Annotated in this window: 23 protein-coding genes and 1 riboswitch; of the genes, 4 read left to right on the forward strand and 19 right to left on the reverse strand. The window is 65.0% G+C overall.

Translation table 11 applies throughout. From position 1 onward, the window contains the following. Positions 1-118: 118 nt before the first annotated feature. A complete protein-coding gene (gene rpsO / locus ABEA06_RS06080; RefSeq protein ID WP_303381475.1) occupies positions 119-388 on the reverse strand; it encodes a 30S ribosomal protein S15 in 270 nt (89 codons plus the stop codon). 193 nt (positions 389-581) lie between these two features. On the opposite strand from rpsO, the gene ABEA06_RS06085 reads away from it, so the two are divergent. From ABEA06_RS06085 to ABEA06_RS06095, 3 genes are read left to right on the forward strand one after another with little or no spacing between them, the layout of a single operon-like run. Beyond that, positions 582-1,040: an S-ribosylhomocysteine lyase gene (locus ABEA06_RS06085; protein ID WP_303381476.1), complete on the forward strand. Its 459-nt coding sequence runs from the start codon at positions 582-584 to the stop codon at positions 1,038-1,040. Beyond that, the gene (gene mtnN / locus ABEA06_RS06090; RefSeq protein ID WP_345310911.1) at positions 1,037-1,810 is read left to right on the forward strand and encodes a 5'-methylthioadenosine/S-adenosylhomocysteine nucleosidase; all 774 of its coding nucleotides are present in this window, start codon (positions 1,037-1,039) and stop codon (positions 1,808-1,810) included. Before ABEA06_RS06085 ends, mtnN begins: the two co-directional genes overlap by 4 nt. Before the next feature lie 12 nt (positions 1,811-1,822). After that, the gene (locus tag ABEA06_RS06095) at positions 1,823-2,686 is read left to right on the forward strand and encodes an aldo/keto reductase (RefSeq protein WP_303381478.1); all 864 of its coding nucleotides are present in this window, start codon (positions 1,823-1,825) and stop codon (positions 2,684-2,686) included. 18 nt (positions 2,687-2,704) lie between these two features. Here the strand turns inward: ABEA06_RS06095 and ABEA06_RS06100 are convergent, their stop codons facing one another. The 9 genes from ABEA06_RS06100 to ABEA06_RS06140 form a co-directional block, all read right to left on the reverse strand. Further along, a complete protein-coding gene (locus tag ABEA06_RS06100; RefSeq protein WP_345310912.1) occupies positions 2,705-3,718 on the reverse strand; it encodes a bifunctional riboflavin kinase/FAD synthetase in 1,014 nt (337 codons plus the stop codon). A gap of 42 nt (positions 3,719-3,760) precedes the next feature. After that, complete coding sequence (locus tag ABEA06_RS06105) at positions 3,761-4,234, reverse strand: hypothetical protein (protein ID WP_345310913.1); 474 nt, start codon at positions 4,232-4,234, stop codon at positions 3,761-3,763. 37 nt (positions 4,235-4,271) lie between these two features. Next, positions 4,272-4,649: a hypothetical protein gene (locus ABEA06_RS06110; protein ID WP_345310914.1), complete on the reverse strand. Its 378-nt coding sequence runs from the start codon at positions 4,647-4,649 to the stop codon at positions 4,272-4,274. Continuing rightward, the gene (gene truB, locus ABEA06_RS06115) at positions 4,649-5,650 is read right to left on the reverse strand and encodes a tRNA pseudouridine(55) synthase TruB (protein WP_345310915.1); all 1,002 of its coding nucleotides are present in this window, start codon (positions 5,648-5,650) and stop codon (positions 4,649-4,651) included. Before truB ends, ABEA06_RS06110 begins: the two co-directional genes overlap by 1 nt. Positions 5,651-5,655: 5 nt before the next feature. Beyond that, positions 5,656-6,120, reverse strand: coding sequence for a 30S ribosome-binding factor RbfA (rbfA, locus tag ABEA06_RS06120; RefSeq protein WP_303381483.1), 465 nt, complete (start codon positions 6,118-6,120; stop codon positions 5,656-5,658). 161 nt (positions 6,121-6,281) lie between these two features. Continuing rightward, positions 6,282-9,179 (reverse strand): translation initiation factor IF-2, encoded by a 2,898-nt coding sequence (gene infB, locus ABEA06_RS06125; RefSeq protein WP_345310916.1) that lies wholly within the window; start codon positions 9,177-9,179, stop codon positions 6,282-6,284. A 125-nt stretch (positions 9,180-9,304) separates the two neighbouring features. Continuing rightward, positions 9,305-9,637 (reverse strand): YlxR family protein, encoded by a 333-nt coding sequence (locus tag ABEA06_RS06130; protein WP_345310917.1) that lies wholly within the window; start codon positions 9,635-9,637, stop codon positions 9,305-9,307. A 133-nt stretch (positions 9,638-9,770) separates the two neighbouring features. Then, the gene (gene nusA, locus ABEA06_RS06135) at positions 9,771-10,748 is read right to left on the reverse strand and encodes a transcription termination factor NusA (protein WP_303381486.1); all 978 of its coding nucleotides are present in this window, start codon (positions 10,746-10,748) and stop codon (positions 9,771-9,773) included. Between the two features lie 136 nt (positions 10,749-10,884). Further along, complete coding sequence (locus ABEA06_RS06140; RefSeq protein WP_345310918.1) at positions 10,885-11,376, reverse strand: ribosome maturation factor RimP; 492 nt, start codon at positions 11,374-11,376, stop codon at positions 10,885-10,887. A gap of 63 nt (positions 11,377-11,439) precedes the next feature. Between ABEA06_RS06140 and ABEA06_RS06145 the strand changes: the two genes are divergently transcribed. Then, complete coding sequence (locus ABEA06_RS06145) at positions 11,440-12,324, forward strand: hypothetical protein (protein WP_345310919.1); 885 nt, start codon at positions 11,440-11,442, stop codon at positions 12,322-12,324. Here the strand turns inward: ABEA06_RS06145 and ABEA06_RS06150 are convergent. The 9 genes from ABEA06_RS06150 to dxr all read right to left on the reverse strand — a co-directional run bounded on the left by ABEA06_RS06150 (position 12,311) and on the right by dxr (position 22,292). Beyond that, positions 12,311-13,117, reverse strand: coding sequence for a TSUP family transporter (locus ABEA06_RS06150; protein ID WP_345310920.1), 807 nt, complete (start codon positions 13,115-13,117; stop codon positions 12,311-12,313). The genes ABEA06_RS06145 and ABEA06_RS06150 overlap by 14 nt on opposite strands. A gap of 27 nt (positions 13,118-13,144) precedes the next feature. Beyond that, a complete protein-coding gene (locus tag ABEA06_RS06155; RefSeq protein ID WP_345310921.1) occupies positions 13,145-14,974 on the reverse strand; it encodes a proline--tRNA ligase in 1,830 nt (609 codons plus the stop codon). Between the two features lie 100 nt (positions 14,975-15,074). Continuing rightward, the gene (locus ABEA06_RS06160; protein ID WP_345310922.1) at positions 15,075-15,830 is read right to left on the reverse strand and encodes a hypothetical protein; all 756 of its coding nucleotides are present in this window, start codon (positions 15,828-15,830) and stop codon (positions 15,075-15,077) included. 129 nt (positions 15,831-15,959) lie between these two features. Continuing rightward, positions 15,960-16,823 carry a GNAT family N-acetyltransferase gene (locus ABEA06_RS06165; RefSeq protein ID WP_345310923.1) on the reverse strand — a complete coding sequence of 288 codons (864 nt, stop codon included), beginning with the start codon at positions 16,821-16,823 and terminating at the stop codon, positions 15,960-15,962. Then, positions 16,820-17,986, reverse strand: coding sequence for a flavodoxin-dependent (E)-4-hydroxy-3-methylbut-2-enyl-diphosphate synthase (gene ispG / locus ABEA06_RS06170; RefSeq protein WP_303381493.1), 1,167 nt, complete (start codon positions 17,984-17,986; stop codon positions 16,820-16,822). The genes ABEA06_RS06165 and ispG overlap by 4 nt, the downstream gene beginning before the upstream one ends. A gap of 179 nt (positions 17,987-18,165) precedes the next feature. After that, a complete protein-coding gene (locus ABEA06_RS06175; RefSeq protein WP_303381494.1) occupies positions 18,166-18,822 on the reverse strand; it encodes a methionine ABC transporter permease in 657 nt (218 codons plus the stop codon). Next, positions 18,822-19,874: a methionine ABC transporter ATP-binding protein gene (locus ABEA06_RS06180; protein ID WP_345310924.1), complete on the reverse strand. Its 1,053-nt coding sequence runs from the start codon at positions 19,872-19,874 to the stop codon at positions 18,822-18,824. Before ABEA06_RS06180 ends, ABEA06_RS06175 begins: the two co-directional genes overlap by 1 nt. Continuing rightward, on the reverse strand, positions 19,871-20,758 hold the full coding sequence (locus tag ABEA06_RS06185) for a MetQ/NlpA family ABC transporter substrate-binding protein (protein WP_312396104.1): 888 nt from the start codon (positions 20,756-20,758) through the stop codon (positions 19,871-19,873). Before ABEA06_RS06185 ends, ABEA06_RS06180 begins: the two co-directional genes overlap by 4 nt. A gap of 103 nt (positions 20,759-20,861) precedes the next feature. Beyond that, a riboswitch (SAM riboswitch) is annotated at positions 20,862-20,976 on the reverse strand. A 32-nt stretch (positions 20,977-21,008) separates the two neighbouring features. Continuing rightward, positions 21,009-22,292 carry a 1-deoxy-D-xylulose-5-phosphate reductoisomerase gene (gene dxr, locus ABEA06_RS06190; RefSeq protein ID WP_345310935.1) on the reverse strand — a complete coding sequence of 428 codons (1,284 nt, stop codon included), beginning with the start codon at positions 22,290-22,292 and terminating at the stop codon, positions 21,009-21,011. Between the last annotated feature and the right edge of the window lie 38 nt (positions 22,293-22,330).

Here is a 22,330-nt window from a genome sequence, read left to right on the forward strand (position 1 = left end):
CGGCCCGTGGGCCGGTGGTTCCTGGCGGAACCTGGCGGTGTTCGTCTCGAACAGCGCCGGTTACGGCGGTTCCCCGTGTTTTCACGCGTGAAAACACGGGGAACACCGAGGACTCACATCACTTACGCAGGCCGAGACGCTCAATGAGCGCACGGTAGCGGGCGATCTCAGTGCGACGCAGGTAGTCAAGCATGCGACGACGGCGACCCACCAGGGCCATGAGGCCGCGGCGAGTGTGGTGATCGTGCTTGTGCTGCTTGAGGTGCTCGGTCAAGTCGGAAATACGACGGGACAGTACGGCGATCTGCACCTCGGGCGAACCGGTGTCGCCCTCGTGAGTTGCGTACTCCTTGATGATTTCCTGCTTGATAGCGGCATCCAGTGCCATGGGTAACTCCTTGAGTTAGTACCGTGACCGCCCGGTGCGCAGGGTTCGCGCCCGGGGTTCGGGAGTGTCCCCCGAGATCTGACCGCCACGGACTGCAGTCTGACCGTTGACCAGTCTAACGGACGGCACCCAATACGTCGTATTAGGCGGGTCACCGTTATGGATGTCCCCGTCAACTGGGACAATGGACACCATGAAGAAAATGAATGTGGAGTCTTTCAACCTGGATCACCGTTCGGTGGTCGCCCCCTACGTGCGGGTCGCCGACCGCAAGGAGTTGCCCGGCGGGGACACTCTCATCAAGTACGACGTCCGTTTCACCCAGCCCAACGATTCGCATTTGGAGATGCCCGCGGTCCACTCGATCGAGCACCTCACCGCGGAGCACATGCGCAACCACACCGAGGCGCTCATCGACTTCTCTCCCATGGGCTGCCAGACCGGTTTCTACGCCCTCATGCTGGGCGTGGAGGACACCGAGTTCAAGAATCTGTTGGAGGCCACGTTCCAGGACATCCTGAACGCTGACGAGGTCCCCGCGGCCAACGAGGTCCAGTGCGGCTGGGGCGCCAACCACAGCCTGGAGGCCGCCAAGTCCGCCGTGCGGGAATTCTTGGACGAACGCGCCGCGTGGGATGAGGTCACCCGGTGAACCCAGGCGCCTCCCCGGAGACGTTGAACGAGGACGCGGCGTTGTTCGGTCGCTGCGTGGGCTCACCGGCCGTGGTGGTCGCCATGGACGAGGAGGCTGCACCTTTCCTGGCTCGCGCCACGGAGCGAGCTGCGCAACCACTCACCGTGGGCCCCGCCCTCGTGTACGCGGTAATTCTCGAAGGTGACCCGGTGATGATCGTGCGCACCGGAATCGGCCTGGTCAATGCGGCGGCGGCGATGACCGCCGTGATCGAACGGTTCGAACCCTCCGCCGTGATCTCCGCCGGATCTGCCGGTGGGCTGCGGTCGGACGTCAATGTGGGCGATCTGGTGATCGGCACGGACTACCGCTACGCCGACGCCGACGCCACGGCGTTCGGCTATCTCCCGGGCCAGGTTCCCGGCATGCCGGAGAGCTACTCCCCCGCGGTACGTCTGATGGACGCCACGGAGGACGTGATCGGGACCGATCAGCAGAGCGTGCTGCGGGGCACCATGGTCTCGGGCGGCTCCTTCGTGACCGAGGCGAACGTGGGTGCGACACGCGAGATCTTTCCCGAAGCGCTGAGCACCGACATGGAGACCGTGGCACTTGCGCAGGTGTGCGCCACCCGCACGTACCCCTTCCTGGCCGTTCGCAGCATCTCCGACCTGTGCGGGCCGGCCGCCGGCCAACAGTTCCACCTGGAGATCGACCTGGTAGCGGAAATCAGCGCGAGTGCGGTATGCCAGATATTGAGCACCATTCGCCAAAGCACGTCTGAGTGAAGTGAGGAACGCATGAGCGACAAGAAACTTGAGGATGCCGTCCCGGATGCCCCGCGCCACGTGCTGCGGGACGGGACCAAGATTCCCCAGCTGGGCCTGGGCACCTACCCGATGGACGACACCGAGGCAGAGGCGCTGATCCCGGAGGCTTTGTGGCGCGGCTACCGCCTGGTGGACACGGCCGTGAACTATGGCAACGAGCTGGGTGTGGGCCGAGGCATCAAGGCCTCGGAGATCAACCGTGACGACATCTTCCTGACCACCAAACTTCCGGGCCGTGACCACGGCACCGATTCCGTGCGCCGGTCCCTCGAGGGATCCCTCGAACGGCTCGGTACCGATCACGTGGACCTGTACTTGATCCACTGGCCCAATCCCTCCGTGGACCGCTACGTGGAGAGCTGGCAGACCATGATCGAGCTCCGCGATCAGGGGTTGGCAAAATCCATCGGAGTGTCCAATTTCCTGCCGGAGCACCTGCTGCGACTTGAGCGGGAGACCGGTGAGATGCCGGTGATCAATCAAGTGGAACTGCACCCGCAGTACCAGCAGGAGCTCCTGCGTGAATTCCACGCCGAACATAAAATCGTGACCGAGGCGTGGTCGCCGCTGGGTCGCAAGACCGACATCCTGCAGCACGAGTGGATCGCGGACATCGCACGCAAGCAGGGCCGCACGCCCGCCCAGGTCATTCTGCGGTGGCACATCCAGTCCAACATCCTGCCCATTCCCAAGACGTCGAACGTCACACGGATGGCCGAGAACCTGGATGTCTTCGACTGGGACCTGACCGATGAGCAGATGAGGCGCCTGAAGATGCTGCACACCGGGTTGAGCGGATCCGGATTCGATCCGAACGAGCACGAAGAGCTGTAACCGAGCCCGGTTCCCTCCTCAGACGGTCTCGCGAGATTCCTTGGCCAGGATCTCGCGGGACCGTTCGACGTCGTCGTCCATTTGGGCCACGAGTGCGTCAATTCCCCGGTAGGCCACCATGCCGCGCAACCGTTCCACGAACTCCACCACGACCTCCTGGCCGTAGAGATTGAAATCCTCTATGTCCTCTTTCGGGCGGTCGATCACATGGGCCTCGACCTGCCGGGACACTCCCTCGAACGTGGGATTGGAGCCCACGGAAATGGCGGTGGGCCATCGCGTGCCGTTTTCGTCGATGAGCCAGCCGGCGTACACGCCGTCCGCGGGAATGAACCCCGATGCCTCGGAGGACAGATTGGCCGTGGGATATCCCAGTTCGCGCCCGCGAGCCGCCCCGTGGACCACTTCTCCGCGCATGCGGTGGTTTCGACTGAGGAGACCTGCGGCTCCGCGCATATCGCCGGCTTCCAAGCACGAGCGGATCCAGGTGGAGGAACATCTGCGTTGCGTGGCGGCAGCCGCCGGGGTGCCGTTCCTGAGGGAGGTCGAGGGATCCGTTCCCACCACGTCGGCAACGACCAGCACATCAAAGCCGTGTTTGTCCCCCAATGCCCGGATCGCGTTCAGGTCCCCGGTGTTGTCCCTTCCCAGCCGCACATCCGCCCCGATCACCAGGCAAACGGCCTCGAGCGGTTTGACCAGGTAGTCCACCACGAACTCTTCGGGTGTCAGCTGGGCGAAGTCGAGTGAGTAGGGTTGCACCAGAACGGCATCGATGCGCGTGGATTCCAGCGCATCAAGTTTGTCCTCGAGCCCCATGATCACCCCCGGGTGGGATTCCGGGCGGTGCACGAGAGCCGGGTGGGGATCAAAGGTGACCACCACGGAATGCGCGTTGCGCTCCGCGGCCACCTCCAACAACGTGTCGAAAACGTGTTGGTGACCGCGGTGGACTCCGTCGAAGTTTCCGATCGTCACAACGGACGGTCCGAAACCCGGAGTGATGTCGTCGCGGGATCTCCAGCGGATCACTGTTCTCCTCGGGGTCGAGTATGCGGGCGGAACGAAACGAGCCTACCCGTTCGAATGGTTCGGTCGGGTGCGCCACAACCAGATGAGGCCGATCATGGGCAGCACCAGGGGCACGTATCCGTACCCGGCACCGAAATGGGACCAGACACTGGCCTTGGGGAACAGATCGCGGGCCATGACGCTGAGCAGCCCCACCGCAAGAACGCCGATCATCTCGATCCACACGGCGATCCACGCGACCCGATGCCACCCCGGGCCCGTCCTGCTCAGCGCCACGGTGGCAATCACGTAGATAACCGCCGAGATGGTGGACAGGATGATCGCGAACGGCGCCGCGGAGAACTCCGTGCCGAGCTGGTACACGGAACGCACACCGGCGGACAAGGAGAAGACCCCGTAGATCACGATGATGAGTCGACCGAACCCGCTGGATTTGGCGTCCCGTCGCTGCTTGCGCACTCGATGGCCGAAGCGTTGCTGCAGCGCGTTGTGCTCGGTCGGTTTGCTCACTGACATCCTGTCCTTTCCGTGGTGTTTCCGCTCGCGGTCCTGCTCAGACGTTCTGGTAATACCAAATGAAGTTCATCCGGTACACCATCACGATCACCACGGGCCCCGCCGCGGCCAGGATGAGGGTGGACCACCGTGATCGTTCCACGAGGGACCAAATGAACGTGCCGGCGGGGATCAAGAGCGCTGTGAGCAAATAGCCCCAGTACTCGAGCACGCTCCCGGAGGCTTCCGACCCGTACAGGGGAAGGAAGATCGACCCCACCATGTACACGAGCAAAAAGAACTCCAGGATCAGCACCGAGCCCTGGGAGAAGTCGTCCGGTTCGCGCCCGCGGAGGGCCTGCACCAAGCAGATCAGACAGGACAGTGTTCCCAGCACCACCGAGGCCCAGAACCAGCCGTCATAGCCCCACAGCATCAGTCATTCTCCCGTCCGGGTGAGAAGGTCGCCCCGGCGGTGATACCGAGCACGGAGGTCGCGTACCGGTTGACAGCGGAACCACGGTTTTCGGCCAGGGCCACCAGGGTGCCGTCCGGGGCGAAACACGCCACGGGAAGGTCGCATCCGGCGATCAGCTCCGCGGGATGGGCCGAGATGCGCCGACCGTGGGACAGATCCGTGGCCTCCCCCGCGTCCAAGCGGCGCACGGGGAACAACTGGGCCGCGGCTGCATTGATCTCGAGAGTGTCCACGGTGCCGCCGGCGCCAACGGACCGCGTCAGTTCTTCCAGGGTGTGGGCCTGGTCCAGGGTGAACGAACCCACGCGGGTGCGCCGCAGAGCTGTCAGGTGACCCCCCACGCCCAGGGCGCGTCCCATGTCTCGCGCCAGAGCGCGAATGTAGGTGCCCGAGGAACACGTGACCGTGGCGGTCACGGTGATGCCCGTGTCCTCCCGGTCAATGCCGTGCACCGTGAACTCGTGAATCGTGACGGGCCGGGCGGCCAGGACGACGTCCTCACCGCTGCGCACACGCGCGTAGGACCGCTTGCCGTTGACCTTGATGGCGCTCACGGCGGACGGGACCTGGTGGATCGGTCCCGTCAGCGCGGCGACTTCGCGATGAATGTCCTCGTCGGTCACGGCCGCCAGGGCCGAACCGTCCGCTCGCTCGGTGATCTCACCCTCGGCGTCGTCGGTCACCGTGGCCGCACCCAATCGGATGCCGGCCTCGTACGTCTTGGACGTTCCGGTGACCCAGGTGAGCAGCTTGGTGGCCTTCTCCACGCCGAGGACCAGGACGCCCGACGCCGCGGGGTCCAGGGTGCCGGCATGGCCGACCTTGCGGGTACCGGCCAGCCGCCGCATGCGGGCCACGACGTCGTGCGAGGTCCACCCGAGGGGTTTGTCGACGATGACGAACCCGGCCGTCCTCGGGAGCGAGGGGGCCGGGCTCGGAACGTGCGGACGTTCGCTCACGCGCGTCAGCTCCGTGCGGAGTCGGAGTCGGGGGCGTCGTCGTCCGTGTTGTCCTCGGGCGTGCGGTAGGCGTCCTCGCCGGCAGCGTAGGAAGCACCCACGGCCTGGGCCGCGACCTGTTCGTCCTTTTCGCGCGCGACGCGCAGGAGTTCTTCTAGTCGAGCGGCGTCGGCGGGAATCTCGTCCGCCACGAACGTGAGCGTGGGCGTGAGGCGAGCCGTGATGTTCTTGCCCACCTCGGAACGCAGCACGCCCTTGGCGGACTCGAGTGCCCTGGCGGTATCCGCGCGCTGCGTCTCGTCGCCGTAGACCGTGTAGTACAGGGTGGCGTGCTGAAGGTCGTTGGTGACCCGGGCATCGGTGATGGTCACGAAGCCCAGGCGGGGATCCTTGATCCGGCGCTCGAGGGCCTGCGCAACAATCACCTTGATGCGGTCGGCAAGCCGTGCGGCGCGTGCGGCGTCAACCATCGTGACTCTCTTTCGCTGGGGAACGCTGTGCGTTCCGTGTCAGAAATCTGGGGTGCGGCGCCGCCGTCATGACGACGCCGCAGGCCCGCCGCCAGGGCGGCGGGCCGGTGGGGCGGGCACCTACCGGAAACCGGGATGCCCGCCGCCGAGCGTGACGTGGCTCAGGCGCGAGGCTTCTCGCGCATCTCCCACGTCTCGATCATGTCGCCCTCTTGGATGTCGTTGAACGATCCCAGGCCGATACCGCACTCGAAGCCCTCGCGGACCTCCGTGGCATCGTCCTTGAAACGGCGCAGCGAATCAATGGTGAGGCTGTCCTTGACCACGCTGCCGTCGCGCACCAGGCGAGCCTTGGCGTTGCGCTTGACGACACCCTTGGTGATGTACGCACCGGCAATGTTGCCCCACTTGGAGGACCGGAAGACCTCGCGGATCTCGGCGGTACCGAGCTCCACCTCCTCGTACTCCGGCTTGAGCATGCCCTTGAGGGCGCTCTCGACATCGTCGATGGCGTTGTAAATCACCGAGTAGAACTTCATGTCCACGCCCTCGCGGTCCGCGAGATCGGTGACACGTTCGGCCGGACGGACGTTGAAGCCAATGATGACCGCGTTGTCCACCGTGGCCAGGTTGACGTCGTTCTGCGTAATGGCACCCACACCACGGTGAATGACACGCAGCTGAACTTCGTCCCCGCCCACATCGATCTTGAGCAACGAATCTTCCAGGGCCTCCACGGCACCGGAGACGTCACCCTTGATGATGAGGTTGAGGGTGTCCATCTTGCCCTCGGCCACGGCCTCGTCGAAGGACTCGAGCGTGATGCGCTTGCGGCGCTTGGCCAGCTGCGCGTTACGATCCGCGGCTTGGCGCTTCTCGGAGATCTGACGTGCCGTGCGCTCTTCCTGGGTGGCCAAGAAGGTGTCACCGGCGCGGGGTACTGCGGACAGACCCAGCACCTGCACCGGACGCGACGGCGGTGCCGTCTCGACGGGCTGACCGTTCTCGTCGAACATTGCACGCACACGACCGTGAGCCGCGCCGGCCACGATGGCGTCGCCGACCTTCAGCGTGCCGGACTGGACCAGCACGGTACACACGGCACCGCGGCCCCTGTCCAGGTTGGCCTCAATGGCCACACCGCGGGCTTCCTTGTCGGGATTGGCCTGCAGTTCCAGGGCGCCGTCAGCGGTCAGGACGACCGCGTCGAGCAGGTCCTCGATGTTCAGACCGGCACGAGCGGAGACATCCACGAACATGGTGTCGCCACCGTATTCTTCGGGGATCAATCCGTACTCGGTGAGCTGACCGCGGATCTTCTCCGGGTTGGCCTCCGGCTTGTCGATCTTGTTCACCGCGACCACGATCGGCACACCGGCCGCCTGGGCGTGGTTCAACGCCTCGACGGTCTGCGGCATCACGCCGTCGTCAGCGGCAACCACCAGGACGGCGATGTCGGTGACCTTGGCGCCGCGGGCACGCATGGCGGTGAACGCCTCGTGACCCGGGGTGTCGATGAACGTGATCAGGCGTTCCTGGCCGTCCACCTCGGTGGAAATCTGGTACGCACCGATGTGCTGGGTAATGCCGCCGGCCTCACCCTCGATCACCGTGGTGTTGCGGATGGCGTCCAGCAGACGCGTCTTACCGTGGTCCACGTGACCCATCACGGTGACCACCGGAGGACGGGATTCGAGAACTTCCTCGCCCTCGGCCTCGGCCTCGGCCTCGAGGTCGATGTCGAAGGATTCGAGCAGCTCGCGCTCCTCGTCCTCCGGTGAGACGACCTGGATCTTGAAGCCCAGCTCGGCACCCAACAGCTCGAACGTTTCCTCGTCCAGCGACTGGGTCTGAGTGGCCATTTCACCCAGGTGAATGAGAACGGTCACCAGCGAGGCCGGGTTGGCGTTGATCTTCTCGGCGAAGTCCATGAGCGAGGCACCGCGACGCAGGCGGACCACCGTGTTGCCATCACCGTGCGGAACGGAGACGCCACCCACGGCGGGTGCTGACATCTGCTCAAGCTCTTGACGCTTCGCACGCTTCGACTTGCGCTGCCGGCCACGGCCGCCACCACCACGACCGAAGGCACCCTGAGTGCCACCGCGGCCACCACGGCCGCGGAAACCGCCGCCACCGGCGGGACCACCGGGAGCGCCACCACCGCGGCGGGGTCCGCCGCCACCGGCGTTACCGGGACGACTGCCGATGGGAGCCACACCCGTGGTGTGACCCGGCATCATGTTGGGCGAGGGGCGCGGACCACCGGGACGGGGAGCACCCTGTCCCTGGCCCTGGCGGGCGCCGCCCGGACGCGGGGCGCCGGTGCGTGCTCCACCCTGAGCACCCTGAGCGCCGTGCGGGGGACGGGGTCCACCCGGACGGGGGCCGGCCGGGCGAGGTCCGCCGGGACGGGGACCGCCCTGGCCGGAACCGCTCGTGCGCATGCCCTGCTGGGGCGCGAAGGGGTTGTTGCCCGGGCGAGGAGCACCCGGTTTACCGGAACGCTGCTGACCCGGACGGGCTCCGCCGGGCTTGGGAGCGTTGGACTCGGAACCGCGGCCCATACCCTGCTGTGATGCGTACGGGTTGTTTCCCGGACGGGCACCGCCCGGCGTGGGAGCCGAGGACCTGGGTGATTGCGGCTTGGACTCGGGCGCCTTGGGAGCCTGTGCCTTGGGTGCTTCGGCCTTGGGAGCCGGAGCAGGCGTGGACTCTGCCTTGGGAGCGACAGCCGGGGCCGCCTCCTCCTTGGCCCGTGCGGGCTTCGGGGCAGCTTGGCCCGGCTTGGGACCGGATGCCGCTGCCGGACGCTCGCCGGCGGCCTTGGGCTGGGACTGCTGCGCGGGTTTGGCGCTCGGGGTCTTCCTGGGAGCCTTCTCCGCTGAGGCGTCGCCGGAACCGGCCGGGAACGCAGTACGAAGTTTCTTGGCTACCGGGGGCTCAACCGTGGAGGATGCTCCACGGACGAATTCCCCTAATTCTTGAAGCTTGGAAATCGCTTCCTTGGACGTGATACCGAGCTCTTTGGCGAGCTCGTGGACACGGGGCTTGGCCACATTTCTCCTGTCTCGGTCCGCACCGACACAGGCACGAACCTTTTATCTTCCGTTGATGCGGCCTTGGGGTGCGTCGATGTTCGACATGCGACCCTGCTGGCCGTGGGCGGAGTACGAAAAAGTACTCATCGCTTGGCACTCATCGGTTTTCCATGGTCTTCTGACTCGCTTTCCTTCTGTCCGTTCCACCGTGTGGACAGTAAAACGTTGAGGTGGTGACCGAGGTTCTCGGCACTGACGGCGGTGCGGAACGCGCGGTTGAACGCGCGGCGCCGCACTGCTGTACCGACGCATTCCTGAGTGGGATGCACCCAGGCACCTCGGCCGCCGATACGGCGAGACACGTCCAGTACGGCTTCCGGGCCGTGCTGGGTGTGCTCCACCGCTACGCGGACGAGTTGATCAGGGGATACAACTTTTTTGCATCCCACGCAGGTTCGAAGGCTGTTTTGGCTCACCCTCGCTCCTGCACTTGCTCACGTGGATACGCGGCAACCGCCCCTGGCGGTGCCGGTGCGTACGCACAATTCACGAACTGACCGTAGACAAGTCTAACGCGCCGGGGTTGATTCCCTCGAATTGCGGGAATTCTCAGTGATTCGCCACCCGTGACTCGGGCACGATGTCGATGCGCCAACCGGTCAATCGCGCGGCCAGACGCGCGTTCTGGCCTTCCTTGCCGATCGCCAGCGACAACTGGTGGTCGGGCACGACGGCGCGCGCGGAGCGGGTTCGCTCGTCCACGATCTCGACTCGGGTGGTCTTGGCCGGGGACAGCGCGTTGGCGATGAACGCGCCGGGTTCCTCGGTGAAGTCGATGATGTCGATCTTCTCCTCCCCCAGTTCGTTCATGACCGCCCGCACACGCGAACCCATCTCGCCAATGCACGCGCCCTTGGCGTTGGCTCCGGGCCGAGTGGCCACCACGGCCATCTTGGTACGGTGGCCGGCCTCGCGGGCCAGTGCGACGATCTCCACGGAGCCGTCCGCAATTTCCGGAACTTCCATCTCGAACAGGCGACGCACCAGATCCGGGTGGGAGCGGGACAGGGTGATGGATGGGCCTTTGAGACCGCGCTTGGCCTCGACCACGAATGCGCGGATGCGAGCACCGTGCTTGTAGACCTCGCCCGGAGCCTGCTCGTGCGGCGGCAGCACGGCCTCGACGGTACCCAGGTTCACCTGGATCATGTTGGGGTTCTTGCCCTGCTGGATCTGCCCGGAGACGAGCTCACCCTCGCGGCCCTTGAAATGGCCCAGCACATTGTCGTCCTCGACGTCGCGCAATTTTTGCAGGATCACCTGGCGTGCCGTGGCAGCGGCAATGCGGCCGAAGCCCGCGGGGGTGTCGTCGAACTCGCCGATCTTATTGCCGTCCTCGTCGACCTCGTCCGCCCAGATGCTCACGTGACCGGTTCGGCGCTCGACCTCGGCGCGGGCACCGCTCACGGCGCCCGGGGACTTCTGGTAGGCGAGCAGCAGCGCTTGTTCAATGGTGGGGATCAGCACGTCCACCGGAATGTCCCGTTCGCGTTCGAGCAGACGCAGGGTGCTCATATCAATGTCCATGTGACCGGCCTTCCTTCGTGCCCATTCGGGACCCGTCCGGGAACCAAACAGCGCGCCACACATGGGAGGTGTGGAGCGCTGCAGCGTGGGTATTGGCTAATTGTTCTTCGGGCTATGGTACATCCCCCGTGCCCGATCAGATTTCGACCTCGACCCGAGCGCCACGCACGTGCTGGTACTCCACGCGCTCGGGATCGAGATACTTGATGGGCATGCCCTTTTTCGGCTGGTGCCACCGTTGAACCACCGCGTGATCGTCGTGGGCTTCCAGGAGCCGAGCGGTGTAGCGCTCCCCCTCTGCGGGCCGGATCCGCACCAGGCGTCCCACGTTGCGCTTCCAGTGCCGTGGATTGTCCAGCTCTCGGGTGGCACCCGGAGTCGATACTTCCAATTCATAGGGCGGGCCCGGAACGGGATCGTGCTCGTCCAGGGCGGCCGAAATGGCCCGGGACACCTCGGCCAACCGGTCCAGGTTCAGCGCGTCCGTACCATCCGGGAGGTCCAGCACGATGCGCAGGGTCCGCTGCCCGGCTTGTTGGATCAGTTCCAGGTCCTCGAGCAACAGCCCCTCGGTGGTGACCACCGGCTCCACACTGTTGCGAATGGCGGTGATGTCTGCCGAGCTCATACGTTCTCCTTCGTGTCGGTTGGTGTCTCTATCATGGAACATCATGGAACCAAGGGAGGAATCGTGGCCGCTGCACGCACCACTCGCGCCTGGGCGGGGGTGATCGCACTGGTTGCCATAGCACTGGTGCTCGTCCTGGCCGGCGGCGCGTGGGCCACATGGCGCCCCTTGTCCGATCACGACGCCGCTCGGTTGACCGCCCGGGACATCGTCGCCTCCGTGGCCGAGTCACCGGACACCCGGATTCCCCGGGAGACGTCGGATCGCCAGCTGTCCGCGCTCGGTCCCGCGGCAACCCCCGCTCAACGCGACCGGTTGACCGAACAACAGGACCCCGTGGAACTGACCACCGCTGCCTCTCGGCTGACCGAGCTGGCATCGAACCAGGAGGATGCGGAATTGGCGGCCACCATGGCGGGAATTGCCGCGTCGTGGTCCGCGACCACCGTCAGAGCAGACTCCGATGCACCCTCGGTCATGGATCTCGAGGCCGCTGACCAACTGGATGTGGCGGCAGCGGAGCGTTGCACGCCCGAGCTGACCGCCCTGGCCACGCAGCTGGATCGCGCCCGTTATACCGCACAGGCGGCTGAAGCCAGGGAGGACAACGGCACGGATCCCAGCGCTGCACCATTGCGGCAGTGGCAGGAACATCTCGACCGCCTGCTCGACGAGCCGCACGCTGCTCCGCTGTACGCGTGCGATCCTCACCCCGCCCGGGGCGGTTACCAACTACCCCCGAACATTGCCGAGAACGCCCCCGACGCCGCAGGCCACGTCGCGGGGGATGTCTCCGAATACGCGGCGGCCGCTCTGGCGTCGTCGGCGCCCGCGGAACGACCCTGGCTCCTGGCCTCGCTGGAGACGTCTGCGCGCGCTCAGGCTCTGTTGCAACCGCAGGAGCCCGTTCCCGCGCTGGTGGGGGACATCACCGTCACCGGCCAGTGATGATGTCCCAACCCAGCTTGACGATCAGGACCGTGACCACCACGAAAAAGATGGTTCGGATGAAAGTGCTGCCCTTGGCCACGGCCGTACGTGCACCGATGTAACCGCCCAGCATGTTGCTCACCCCCAGCACCAGCCCGAGCCCCCACACAATGGACCCGTTGGCCGTGAACACCATGAGCGCGCCGAGGTTGGTGGCCAGGTTGATGATCTTGGCCTTGGCGCTCGCGGCCAGGAAACTGTAGCCGAGCACCGAAACCAGGCCGATCACCAGGAACGATCCAGTTCCGGGACCCATGACGCCGTCGTAGAAGCCAATCGCGGCGCCCAGCAGCACCGCCAGGCCGTAGTGCCGGGCCCCGGTGTGGCGAAGTGCCGTGAGCTGGCCCATGGTCGGGTGCGCGACCGTGAAGATCAACACGCCGATCAATGCGGCCACAATGATCGGCCGGAAGATCTCCGACGGCAACAGCGAGGCGACCGCCGCTCCTCCCCCGGATGCCGCCAGGGCCACGAGGGCCATGGGCAGCGCCGTACGAAGATCCGGATGCACCCGCCGGTAGTAGGTCACCGCTGACGTCGCCGTGCCGAAGATCGACCCCATTTTGTTGGTCGCGAGCGCCTGAACCGGAGTGATACCCGGGATCATCAGGGCCACCGGGAGCTGCAGCAGACCGCCACCGCCCACGACCGCATCAATGAATCCCGCGGCCAATCCGGTGAGAACCAAGAGCAGCAGAAGGCTCGGGGTCGCCGATTCCAACCCCGAGCCTTCCAAGAACCATGCATCCATGCGGAATACCTACGGCCGCTCGCGCCGTTATCGGGCCTCGTCCGATTCCGGGTGCGGGTCGCCGGCGAGCTCCGAACGCAGTTCCTGGACCACCTGGTCCCGCGCAATGTCTCGGCTGTCGCCGCTACGACGATCCCGGACTTCCAGAAGGCCGTCCTTGAGACCGCGTCCGATCACCAGGACCGTGGGCACGCCCAACAACTCCGCGTCACCGAACTTCACGCCCGGAGAGGTCTTGGGCCGGTCATCGAAGAGCACGCTCAACCCGGCGTCCTCGATCTCCCGGACGATTTCTTCCGCGGCCTCCAGCACCTCGGTACCCTTGCCCGTGGCCACCACGTGGACATCGGCCGGGGCAAGATTGCGGGGCCACAACAGTCCCTTGTCGTCGTGGTAGTGCTCGGCGACCGCGGCCAACGCGCGCGTGACACCGATGCCGTAGGAGCCCATGGTCACGGTCACGAGTTTCCCGTTCTGATCCAGCACCTTGAGTCCCAGGGCCTCCGCGTACAAACGGCCGAGCTGGAACACGTGCCCCATTTCCACGCCGCGCGCGATCTCCAATGCACCGGATCCGTCAGGAGCCTGGTCACCCGCCCGTACACTGCAGGCCTCCAGGGTGCCGTCCCATGTGAAGTCGCGCCCCGCGATCAGCCCGTACACATGCATCTCGCTCACGTTGGCGCCGGTGATCCAGCTGGTTCCGGGAACCACACGGGGATCCACGAAGTACGGGATCTCCGATTGGGATTTTGCACCCAACACGGCGTCATCCGGTGTCATCCCCGGGCCCAGGTAGCCCTTGACGATTTCGGGGCGGGCCCGCAGTTGGTCGTCGCTGGCGGGTTCCACCTCCAGTTCACCGCCCACGCCGAGAACCTCACCGATCCCGGCCTCGACGCGCTTGATGTCGATTTCACGGTCGCCGGGCAGACCCACGGCGACCAGCTGCTTGTCACCGCCCGGCAGGTTCACGGACAGGACAACGTTCTTGAGGGTGTCGGCCGCCGTCCACTGCCCCGTTTCACGCGGATGCAACTCGTTGGAGCGCGCCACCAGGGTGTCAATGGTGGGGCTGTTCGGAGTCTTGTGCACCTGGGCCGCCGGAGCGCCGTCGTAGCCGATGGGCTCCGGCGGCACCGTGGTGACGGCTTCGACGTTGGCCGCGTACCCGCCGGCCGTACGCACAAACGTGTCCTCACCGATGGGCGTGGGGTGCATGAACTCTTCCGATCGGGAGCCGCCCATGGCGCCCGACTGGGCCGAGACCGCAACGATTGGCAGACCGAGACGTTCAAATATCCGAACGTACGCGGCGCGGTGTTTGGCGTAGGACTCATCCAGGCCGGCGTCGTCGATGTCGAAGGAGTAGGAATCCTTCATGATGAATTCGCGCCCGCGCAGCAGGCCGGCGCGGGGGCGGGCCTCGTCGCGGTACTTGGTCTGGATCTGATAAAGCATGGCCGGCAGATCCTTGTAGGACGAATACATGTCCTTGACGAGCAGCGTGAACATTTCCTCGTGCGTGGGTGCGAGCAAGTAATCGGCGCCCTTGCGGTCCTTGAGCCGGAACAGGTTCTCCCCGTACTCCGTCCACCGGTTACTGACCTCGTAGGGTTCACGCGGCAACAGCGCCGGGAAGTGCACCTCTTGCGCGCCGATGGCATTCATTTCCTCGCGGACCACGGCCTCGACCTTGCGCAGCACATTCAGCCCGAGCGGCAACCACGTGTAAATACCCGGTGCGGCACGTCGGATGTAACCGGCGCGGACCAGCAGACGGTGGCTGGCCACGTCTGCATCAACGGGGTCCTCGCGCAGCGTGCGGAGGAACAGGGAACTCAGGCGAAGCGGCACGAAGAGTCCTAACCGCCCGTAAACGGGCCTAATAAGGAGGGGCTGGTATCTGGTGGGATTCTATCCCCCGGACACCAGCCTCTCAGACCAAGATGGCTGCTTACTGTTCGGAAATCTTGGTGACGGATTCCTGCAGGATGGCCTCGACGTCCGGGGTCTCGGAAGTCGGGCTCGCGGTGCCACTTGAACCGCCTTGCCCACTGACCACGACAAAGGTGTTTCCTACCACGGCGGAAGCCTGGGTCATCGTGTTGGATTGCCCATCCATGTCCATGGTCATGTTCATCATTGTTGCTTCCGTGGCCTTGTCGAGATCGAGATCGCGCGGTTCAATGCTCGCTTCGATCTTGCTGCCCATGAGTTCCATGGTGAACTCGCGGCAGTCCTCGTTCTGCTGGTTGGCCGTCCGGGCATGCTCAACGGCTTCATCGCCCGAGCCCATGGGCATGACGGTCACCGCGTACTGCCCCTCGGAAGGAGTGGCCACCACAATGTCCTCCGCGTGCCCGGATGAGGTGTCCAGTGCCTCCTTGACCAGGTCCTTGCACTGTGCCGGTTCAATCGTGGCCTGTTCGATCACCTGCTCCAAGTCCTCCATCTGACTGTCGGCGTTGTCCTCGTCCATGGGCTCGGCGGACAGCTTCTGGCCGTCGACCTCCACACTGTTGAGCGCACTGACCACCTGGTCCTGCGAATAGCTGGCTTGGGGGTCGGGTTCGCTTTCTGCTCCTCCGCCTCCTGAGGAACATGCGGTGAGTGCCAATGCGGCCACCGCAAGAGCAGTCATTGAACGGGTGCCGCGACGCCATGCAAACGGTTTGCGGGGCAAGGACGTGGGGGTCGTGATGGAGCCCATGGGAAATCACCTAATTTTCGCCGGTTGTACCAGTTGACTGAGCGGCTGAGGTTGCCACGCCCCAAATGTAACCCGGCTCACGCATGCTGCAGGATCATCGCCGCACCTGTGTGGGACCTCCCTCGCCGGCTACAACAAAACCGTGGCGAAAGTACCCGACCGCTCGAAACCGACTTTGCGATACGTGGCCAGGGCGGGCCGGTTGTATGAGTTCACGTACAGGCTGACCACGGGAACGTATGTTCTGGCCAGAGCCACCACCGCCGCCATGCACGGGGCCGCAAGTCCCCTGCCGCGGTACGCCGGATGGACCCAAACACCCTGAATCTGACATACCTGGCCGCTCATGGCTCCGATGTCCGCCTTGAAGATGACTTTGCCGTCCGTGTCGTCCGTAAGCACCGCCGTGCGGCGATCACGCAGCAATTGCTCGACGCGCTTGCGGTAGCTCTGGGCGCCGTCCACGAACGGTGAGTACCCGACCTCTTCTTCGAACATCGCCGCAGCCGCGGGCAGCACACGGGAGAATTCGGACACCTCTGCCCAGCGCACCCGATCCGACACAGCGCTGAACTGCTCGGACGCCGGATCGGTATCCATTGCGAGCAGCGGCTGGTCAGGGCGTACGTCGAACGGCAGGGGCCACGAGGTCTTGAGCCGGTTCCACAGCCCCATGACGGGCTCCGCCGGCCCGAACAGGGAAGCGTAGCGTGAACCGCCCCGCGCGAGGTGGTCCGCGACCAGGTCCTGCCCGGTTTCATCCAGTGCGATCGGGACCACGTTGGTACCCACCCAGCAAGCGCCGACAAGTTCCTGGGCGGGACTCATGATGCCCAGCACGGGTGCCGGTCGACGCCGCCGGGCGGCGCGAACGGTGTCCACGTGCGAGGCAACGAACACCGATGATACCGCGTGACGCGCCATGAGCCGGTCCAGTTGTGCCTGCGGCACGGCCCCGGGAACCAGCAAGCGCGTCACCCGGTATCGGGTCATCCGGCCGTCACGACCGGAGCGCCTTCGATCGGCTGACCGTTCTCGTCCAGTTCCATGCTCTCGGCCATCAGATTCGCCTGCTCCAGCAGCGTCTCGACGATCTGGTCCTCGGCAACGGTCTTGATGACCTCACCCTTGACGAAGATCTGCCCCTTGCCGTTACCCGATGCCACACCCAGGTCTGCCTCCCGAGCCTCACCCGGTCCGTTCACCACACAACCCATCACGGCCACGCGCAGCGGGACGGTCAGGTGCTCAAGTCCCTTGGTGACGTCGTCGGCGAGCTTGTAGACGTCCACCTGGGCGCGTCCGCAGGACGGGCACGAGACGATTTCCAGCTTGCGGGGACGCAGGCCCAGCGACTGCAGGATCTGGTTGCCCACCTTGACTTCTTCGACCGGCGGCGCGGACAAGGAAACACGAATGGTGTCCCCGATGCCCTGACCCAACAGGATGCCGAAGGCCGTGGCGGATTTCACGGTGCCCTGCAAAGCGGGCCCGGCCTCGGTGACACCCAGGTGCAGGGGCCAGTCGCCGCGCTCGGCGAGCAGCTGGTAGGCGCGCACCATGGTCACGGGGTCGTTGTGCTTGACGGAGATCTTGAAGTCGTGGAAGTCGTGTTCCTCGAAAAGGGACGCTTCCCAGACGGCGGACTCCATGAGAGCCTCCGGAGTGGCCTTGCCGTACTTCTCGAGCAAGCGCTTGTCCAGGGAGCCCGCGTTCACACCGATGCGGATGGAGACCCCCGCGGCTTCCGCGGCGCGGGAGATCCCCTCGATCTGGTCGTCGAACCTGCGAATATTGCCCGGGTTCACGCGAACGGCCGCGCAACCGGCGTCAATGGCCGCGTACACGTACTTGGGCTGGAAATGGATGTCCGCAATCACCGGAATCGGTGACTTCTTGGCAATGATGGGCAGCGCATCGGCGTCGTCCTGGGAGGGGCACGCCACGCGCACGATGTCACAACCGGCGGCATTGAGCTCCGCGATCTGCTGCAACGTGGCGTTGATGTTCGTGGTGGGCGTGGTGGTCATCGACTGCACGCTGACCGGAAAATCCGATCCCACACCCACGGAGCCCACCTGGATCTGACGGGTCTTCCGCCGAGGTGAAAGCACCGGCTGGGGTGCAGCGGGCATACCGAGACTGACCGAACTCACGAATTGCCTCCAGGGGATTGTTGGCCGGGTCGCCGAAAAGTGCTCCCCGATTTATTCACCTTCCATTGTGCCACTTCGGGGGAAAGCTGCAGCCGGACGTGAGCAAACGAACGCCCGACGACGCCGCCCCGGGACTTCCGTGGGAAGGCCCGGGGCGGGGATCGTATCAATCGTTATCGCTAGCGGCGCATGATCTTGCGTGCCAGCCAGTTGCCGAAGAACTGGACCAACTGCACCAGAATGATGATGACAATCACAGCGGCCCAGGTGACCTCGTCGTTGAAACGCTGGTACCCCAGGCGCAACGCGAAGTCGCCCAAACCACCGGCACCGATGGCACCGGCCATGGCGGACATGTCCGTGATGCCGATGACCAAGAAGGTGTAGCCGAGCACCAGCGGACCGAGGGCCTCGGGCAGGATCACCGTGGTGATGATCCGCAACCGGGACACACCCATGGAACGGGCGGCCTCGACCACACCCGGATCCACGGTCATCAGATTCTGCTCCACGATGCGCGCCACCGCGAAGGTCGCACCAATGGTCATGGCGAAGATCGCGGCGTTGGGGCCCAGTCGGGTACCCACAATGGATTCCGTGGCCTGGCCCAGTGCGGCCAGGAGAATGATGAACGGGATGGGGCGAATGAAGTTCACCAGGAGGTTCAAGGCGGTGAAGACCGCGCTGTTCTCCAAGATGTTGCCCCGCCTGGTGACGTAGAGGCCCACGCCCACGATCAAACCGATGAGCCCGGCCAGGACCAGGGTCACGGCCACCATGTAGAGGGTCTGGCCCGTGGCGGACAGCAACTGGGGTCCTAATACTGACCAATCCATCAGCGGGCCACCTCCTCAACCTTGGTGATCTCGCGCAATCGGACAATGGTGTTCTCCACGGCGGTGTCCGGGCCATTGAGCGAAAGCGTCAGGGTGCCGAATGATCGGGACTGCAGCATGGAGATACCGCCGAAGGCGATCTCGAACGTCACGCCGTCGCGAGCGCACTCCGAGAGCACGGAACCGATCCTGTTCTGGTCCGTGACATCCACGAGGATCAACCGACCCGGGTGCTCCTGGCGAACCTTGGCGATCTCGTCCTCCCGGGGAACGGTGCGCATCACCGAGGACACGAACTTCCGAGTGGTCTCCGCCTGCGGATACGCGAAGACGTCCGAGGTGGTACCCACCTCCACCACGCGGCCACTGTCCATCACCGCCACGCGGTCCGCAATGGAACGGACCACGTCCATTTCATGGGTGATGAGCACAATGGTGATCCCCAGCTCACGGTTCACCCGCCTGAGCAGACCGAGCACCTCCTGGGTGGTCTCCGGGTCCAGCGCAGAGGTGGATTCGTCCGCGAGCAGCAGTTCCGGGTTGGACGCCAAGGCGCGTGCGATACCCACGCGCTGCTTCTGGCCGCCCGACAGTTGTTCCGGGTAGTTCTTGGCCCGGTCCGTGAGCCCCACGAAGGCCAGCAGTTCGGTGACCCGTTGGTTGCGTTCCTCGGGCTTCCAACCGGCGCGTTTGAGCGGGTATTCGATGTTGCCCGCCACGGTGCGCGAGTTGAACAGGTTGAACTGTTGGAAGATCATGCCGATCTTGCGCCGGATCGGGGCCAGCTGAGTCTCCGACTTGCCGTCCACCCGACTGCCCGCCACCTCCAACGATCCGGAGCTGATGGGCTCCAGGCCGTTGATCAGGCGAACCAACGTGGACTTGCCGGCACCGGAGTACCCGATCACGGCAAAGATCTCGCCCTTGGTGATATCCAGGGTCACTGTGTCCACGGCGTTGACCACGCGAGGAGCACGCTTGGACCCGCCCGTGTAAACCTTGCTCACATCCCGGAAGCGCACCAGGGTACGCTCACTGGACTCGACAATCACTGGGTTTGTTCCTTCAGGTCTTCCTGGTATCGCTTCAGGAGGTCCTTGAGTTCCTGCTGGTCGATCTCGGTGGGAACAGCGGTGCCCTTGCTCTCCTCGTCCTCGGCCTTCAGCACCTTCGGGTCGTAGTAGAAGCTCGCGACCTTCTTGAGGGTCTCGTTGTCCGCGTTGGCCTCGGTGGCGGCGAACAGGTTGTCGAAGACCTTGGCGCTGTCCTGCGTGGGATCATCCGAGGCCAGAGCGGACTTCGGATCAATGTTGGCGCGGCCCAGGAAGTCGTTGTTGATCACGGAAGCGGCCACGGAATCCATCGACAGAACGGTCTGCTCGGCGGACACCGGGCGAACGGAGACCTTCGACTTCTCGGCGTCGATGTCGCCCTCGGTCGGAGCGATCGTGTCCTTGGTGAATTCCACCAGGCCCTCTTGCTTCAACAGGTTCAACGCGCGGCCCAGGTTGATGGAGTCGTTGGGGATGGCGACCTCGTCGCCGTCCTTGATCTGGTCCAGGGAGTCGTACTTGCTGGAGTACATGCCCAGCGGGTAGATCGCGGTGGATCCGACCGGGGTGATGGTGTCCCCGGAGTTGTTGTTGTAATCCGCGAGGTAGGCGGTGTGCTGGAACCAGTTCATGTCCACGTCGCCGCTCTTGGTGGCGGGGTTCGGCTGGTTGTAATCACTGAAGTCCACGTATTCCACGGTGATGTCGTTCTCCGCAGCGACTTCCTTGAGGGCGTCGTGCGCGGGTTCGGACCCGACGATGCCAATGGTGATGGTGCCGTCCGCAGCGGGATCCGAGGATTCGGAGTCTCCGCCGCCGCACGCGGTCAGGGTGAGGCCGAGGGTGGTGGCCAGCGCAAGGGGGATCAAGCGGTGAGATCGCACGATGTGCCTTTCCGAGGAGTGGAATGTTCTGGGCGATTAACATCGGAAAGCGGTGCGTTCGAGGACACACCGCATTCGCAGGGCTCGTGCTGGGTGATTCGCAAATCCGCACTTGCCGGGAGCTACGTTAACCGCGGCCGGATGGTCATCTGGGGCACCCCGCTACGGGAGAGGGTTGCCGTCCGGCCAGCCAGAGCTGGACGCCGGATCTCGTCATCCGCGGCCAAGCCTAACATGGGGCCGGCGGTGATCAGCGTGCGCTGAAACGCTGCGCAATAAACTGATCCGCCCGGTTCCTGGCCCAGCCCTCGGCGCCCAGGACGTCCTCGAGCCGCGGGGTCGTGTCGCCCTCGTGTTCATTCACGACCACCGCAACGATGTCCACGATGGTCGTGAAGTTCACCTCACCCCGGTGGAAGGCGTACACGGCCTGCTCATTGGCCGCGTTGAACACGGCCGGCCAGGTGCCGCCCAGCGTCCCGGCATGCTTCATCAGCTCGATGGCGGGGAATGCCTCGGTGTCCAGCGGCTCGAAGGTCCAGTGCGCCGCTTGCGTCCAATCGCACGACGCCGCCGCGCCGGTAATTCTGTGCGGCCACCCCAGACCTAAGGCAATGGGCAGTCGCATGTCCGGCGGTGATACCTGGGCCAGGGTGGAACCGTCCACGAACTGGACCATGGAATGCACCACGGACTGTGGGTGCACGGTCACGTCTATCCGGTCCAGGACAACGTCGAACAACAGGGATGCTTCCAGGACCTCAAGCGCCTTGTTGACCATGGTGGCCGAATTGGTCGTGACCATCACCCCCATGTCCCACGTGGGGTGTTTCAACGCCTGCTGGGGCGTGACCGTGGTGAGTTGATCCCGGGACATGCCTCGGAAGGGTCCGCCGGAGGCGGTGAGGATCAATCGGTCGACTTCGCTCGAACGGCCTCCCCGCAGCGCCTGCGCCAGAGCCGAGTGCTCGGAATCCACCGGGATCAGCGGGGTCTCCAGGCCGGTGGCGGCCGCGGCCTGTTTAACCAGCGGGCCGCCCGCGATGAGGGACTCCTTGTTGGCCAGCGCCACGGGCGTCCCCGCGTGTAATGCGGCGAGCGTGGGAGCCAGTCCGATGGACCCGGTGATGCCGTTGAGAACAACATCACAGTCCGAGTGTTCCGCCACGCGCGTTGCGGCCTCGGGTCCGTGGAAGATCTCGGGGGTGAAGCCTGTCAGGCCCTCCCCCGAGGCTCGTTGGGCAATGAGTTCTTTCAGTTGCCGGGCGTGGTCGGCCGTGCCACTGGTTCCAACCGCGGCCACACGTTCTCGCACGGCCTGCTCCGCCAGCACCGGCAGGTTGGACGTTCCGGCGGCCAAGGCCGTGACCGACAGCGGCGGGTGCCCCGCGGCGGCGTCGTCCTCGCCCGGTCGCCGCAGGCCACGCGCGGAGGCGACGACGTCGAGCGCTTGCGTACCGATGGAGCCCGTGGAACCCAGAATGACCACGCGCCGGGGCTGCTTGCCAGTGGCGCTGTCGAGTTCGGGGGTCATGGTCAGGGGTGCGTCAGACATGGTCACCAGTATCTCGT

The organism is Kocuria gwangalliensis (assembly GCF_039544365.1).
GTDB classification, from domain to species: domain Bacteria; phylum Actinomycetota; class Actinomycetes; order Actinomycetales; family Micrococcaceae; genus Kocuria; species Kocuria gwangalliensis.

Coding starts and splice junctions, on each gene's coding strand:
- rpsO (WP_303381475.1), bottom strand. CDS start 388: ATGGCACTGGATGCCGCTATCAAGCAGGAAATCATCAAGGAGTACGCA.
- ABEA06_RS06085 (WP_303381476.1), top strand. CDS start 582: ATGAAGAAAATGAATGTGGAGTCTTTCAACCTGGATCACCGTTCGGTG.
- ABEA06_RS06095 (WP_303381478.1), top strand. CDS start 1,823: ATGAGCGACAAGAAACTTGAGGATGCCGTCCCGGATGCCCCGCGCCAC.
- ABEA06_RS06105 (WP_345310913.1), bottom strand. CDS start 4,234: ATGTCAGTGAGCAAACCGACCGAGCACAACGCGCTGCAGCAACGCTTC.
- ABEA06_RS06110 (WP_345310914.1), bottom strand. CDS start 4,649: ATGCTGTGGGGCTATGACGGCTGGTTCTGGGCCTCGGTGGTGCTGGGA.
- rbfA (WP_303381483.1), bottom strand. CDS start 6,120: ATGGTTGACGCCGCACGCGCCGCACGGCTTGCCGACCGCATCAAGGTG.
- nusA (WP_303381486.1), bottom strand. CDS start 10,748: ATGGACATTGATATGAGCACCCTGCGTCTGCTCGAACGCGAACGGGAC.
- ABEA06_RS06140 (WP_345310918.1), bottom strand. CDS start 11,376: ATGAGCTCGGCAGACATCACCGCCATTCGCAACAGTGTGGAGCCGGTG.
- ABEA06_RS06150 (WP_345310920.1), bottom strand. CDS start 13,117: ATGGATGCATGGTTCTTGGAAGGCTCGGGGTTGGAATCGGCGACCCCG.
- ABEA06_RS06160 (WP_345310922.1), bottom strand. CDS start 15,830: ATGGGCTCCATCACGACCCCCACGTCCTTGCCCCGCAAACCGTTTGCA.
- ABEA06_RS06165 (WP_345310923.1), bottom strand. CDS start 16,823: ATGACCCGATACCGGGTGACGCGCTTGCTGGTTCCCGGGGCCGTGCCG.
- ABEA06_RS06175 (WP_303381494.1), bottom strand. CDS start 18,822: ATGGATTGGTCAGTATTAGGACCCCAGTTGCTGTCCGCCACGGGCCAG.
- dxr (WP_345310935.1), bottom strand. CDS start 22,292: ATGACCCCCGAACTCGACAGCGCCACTGGCAAGCAGCCCCGGCGCGTG.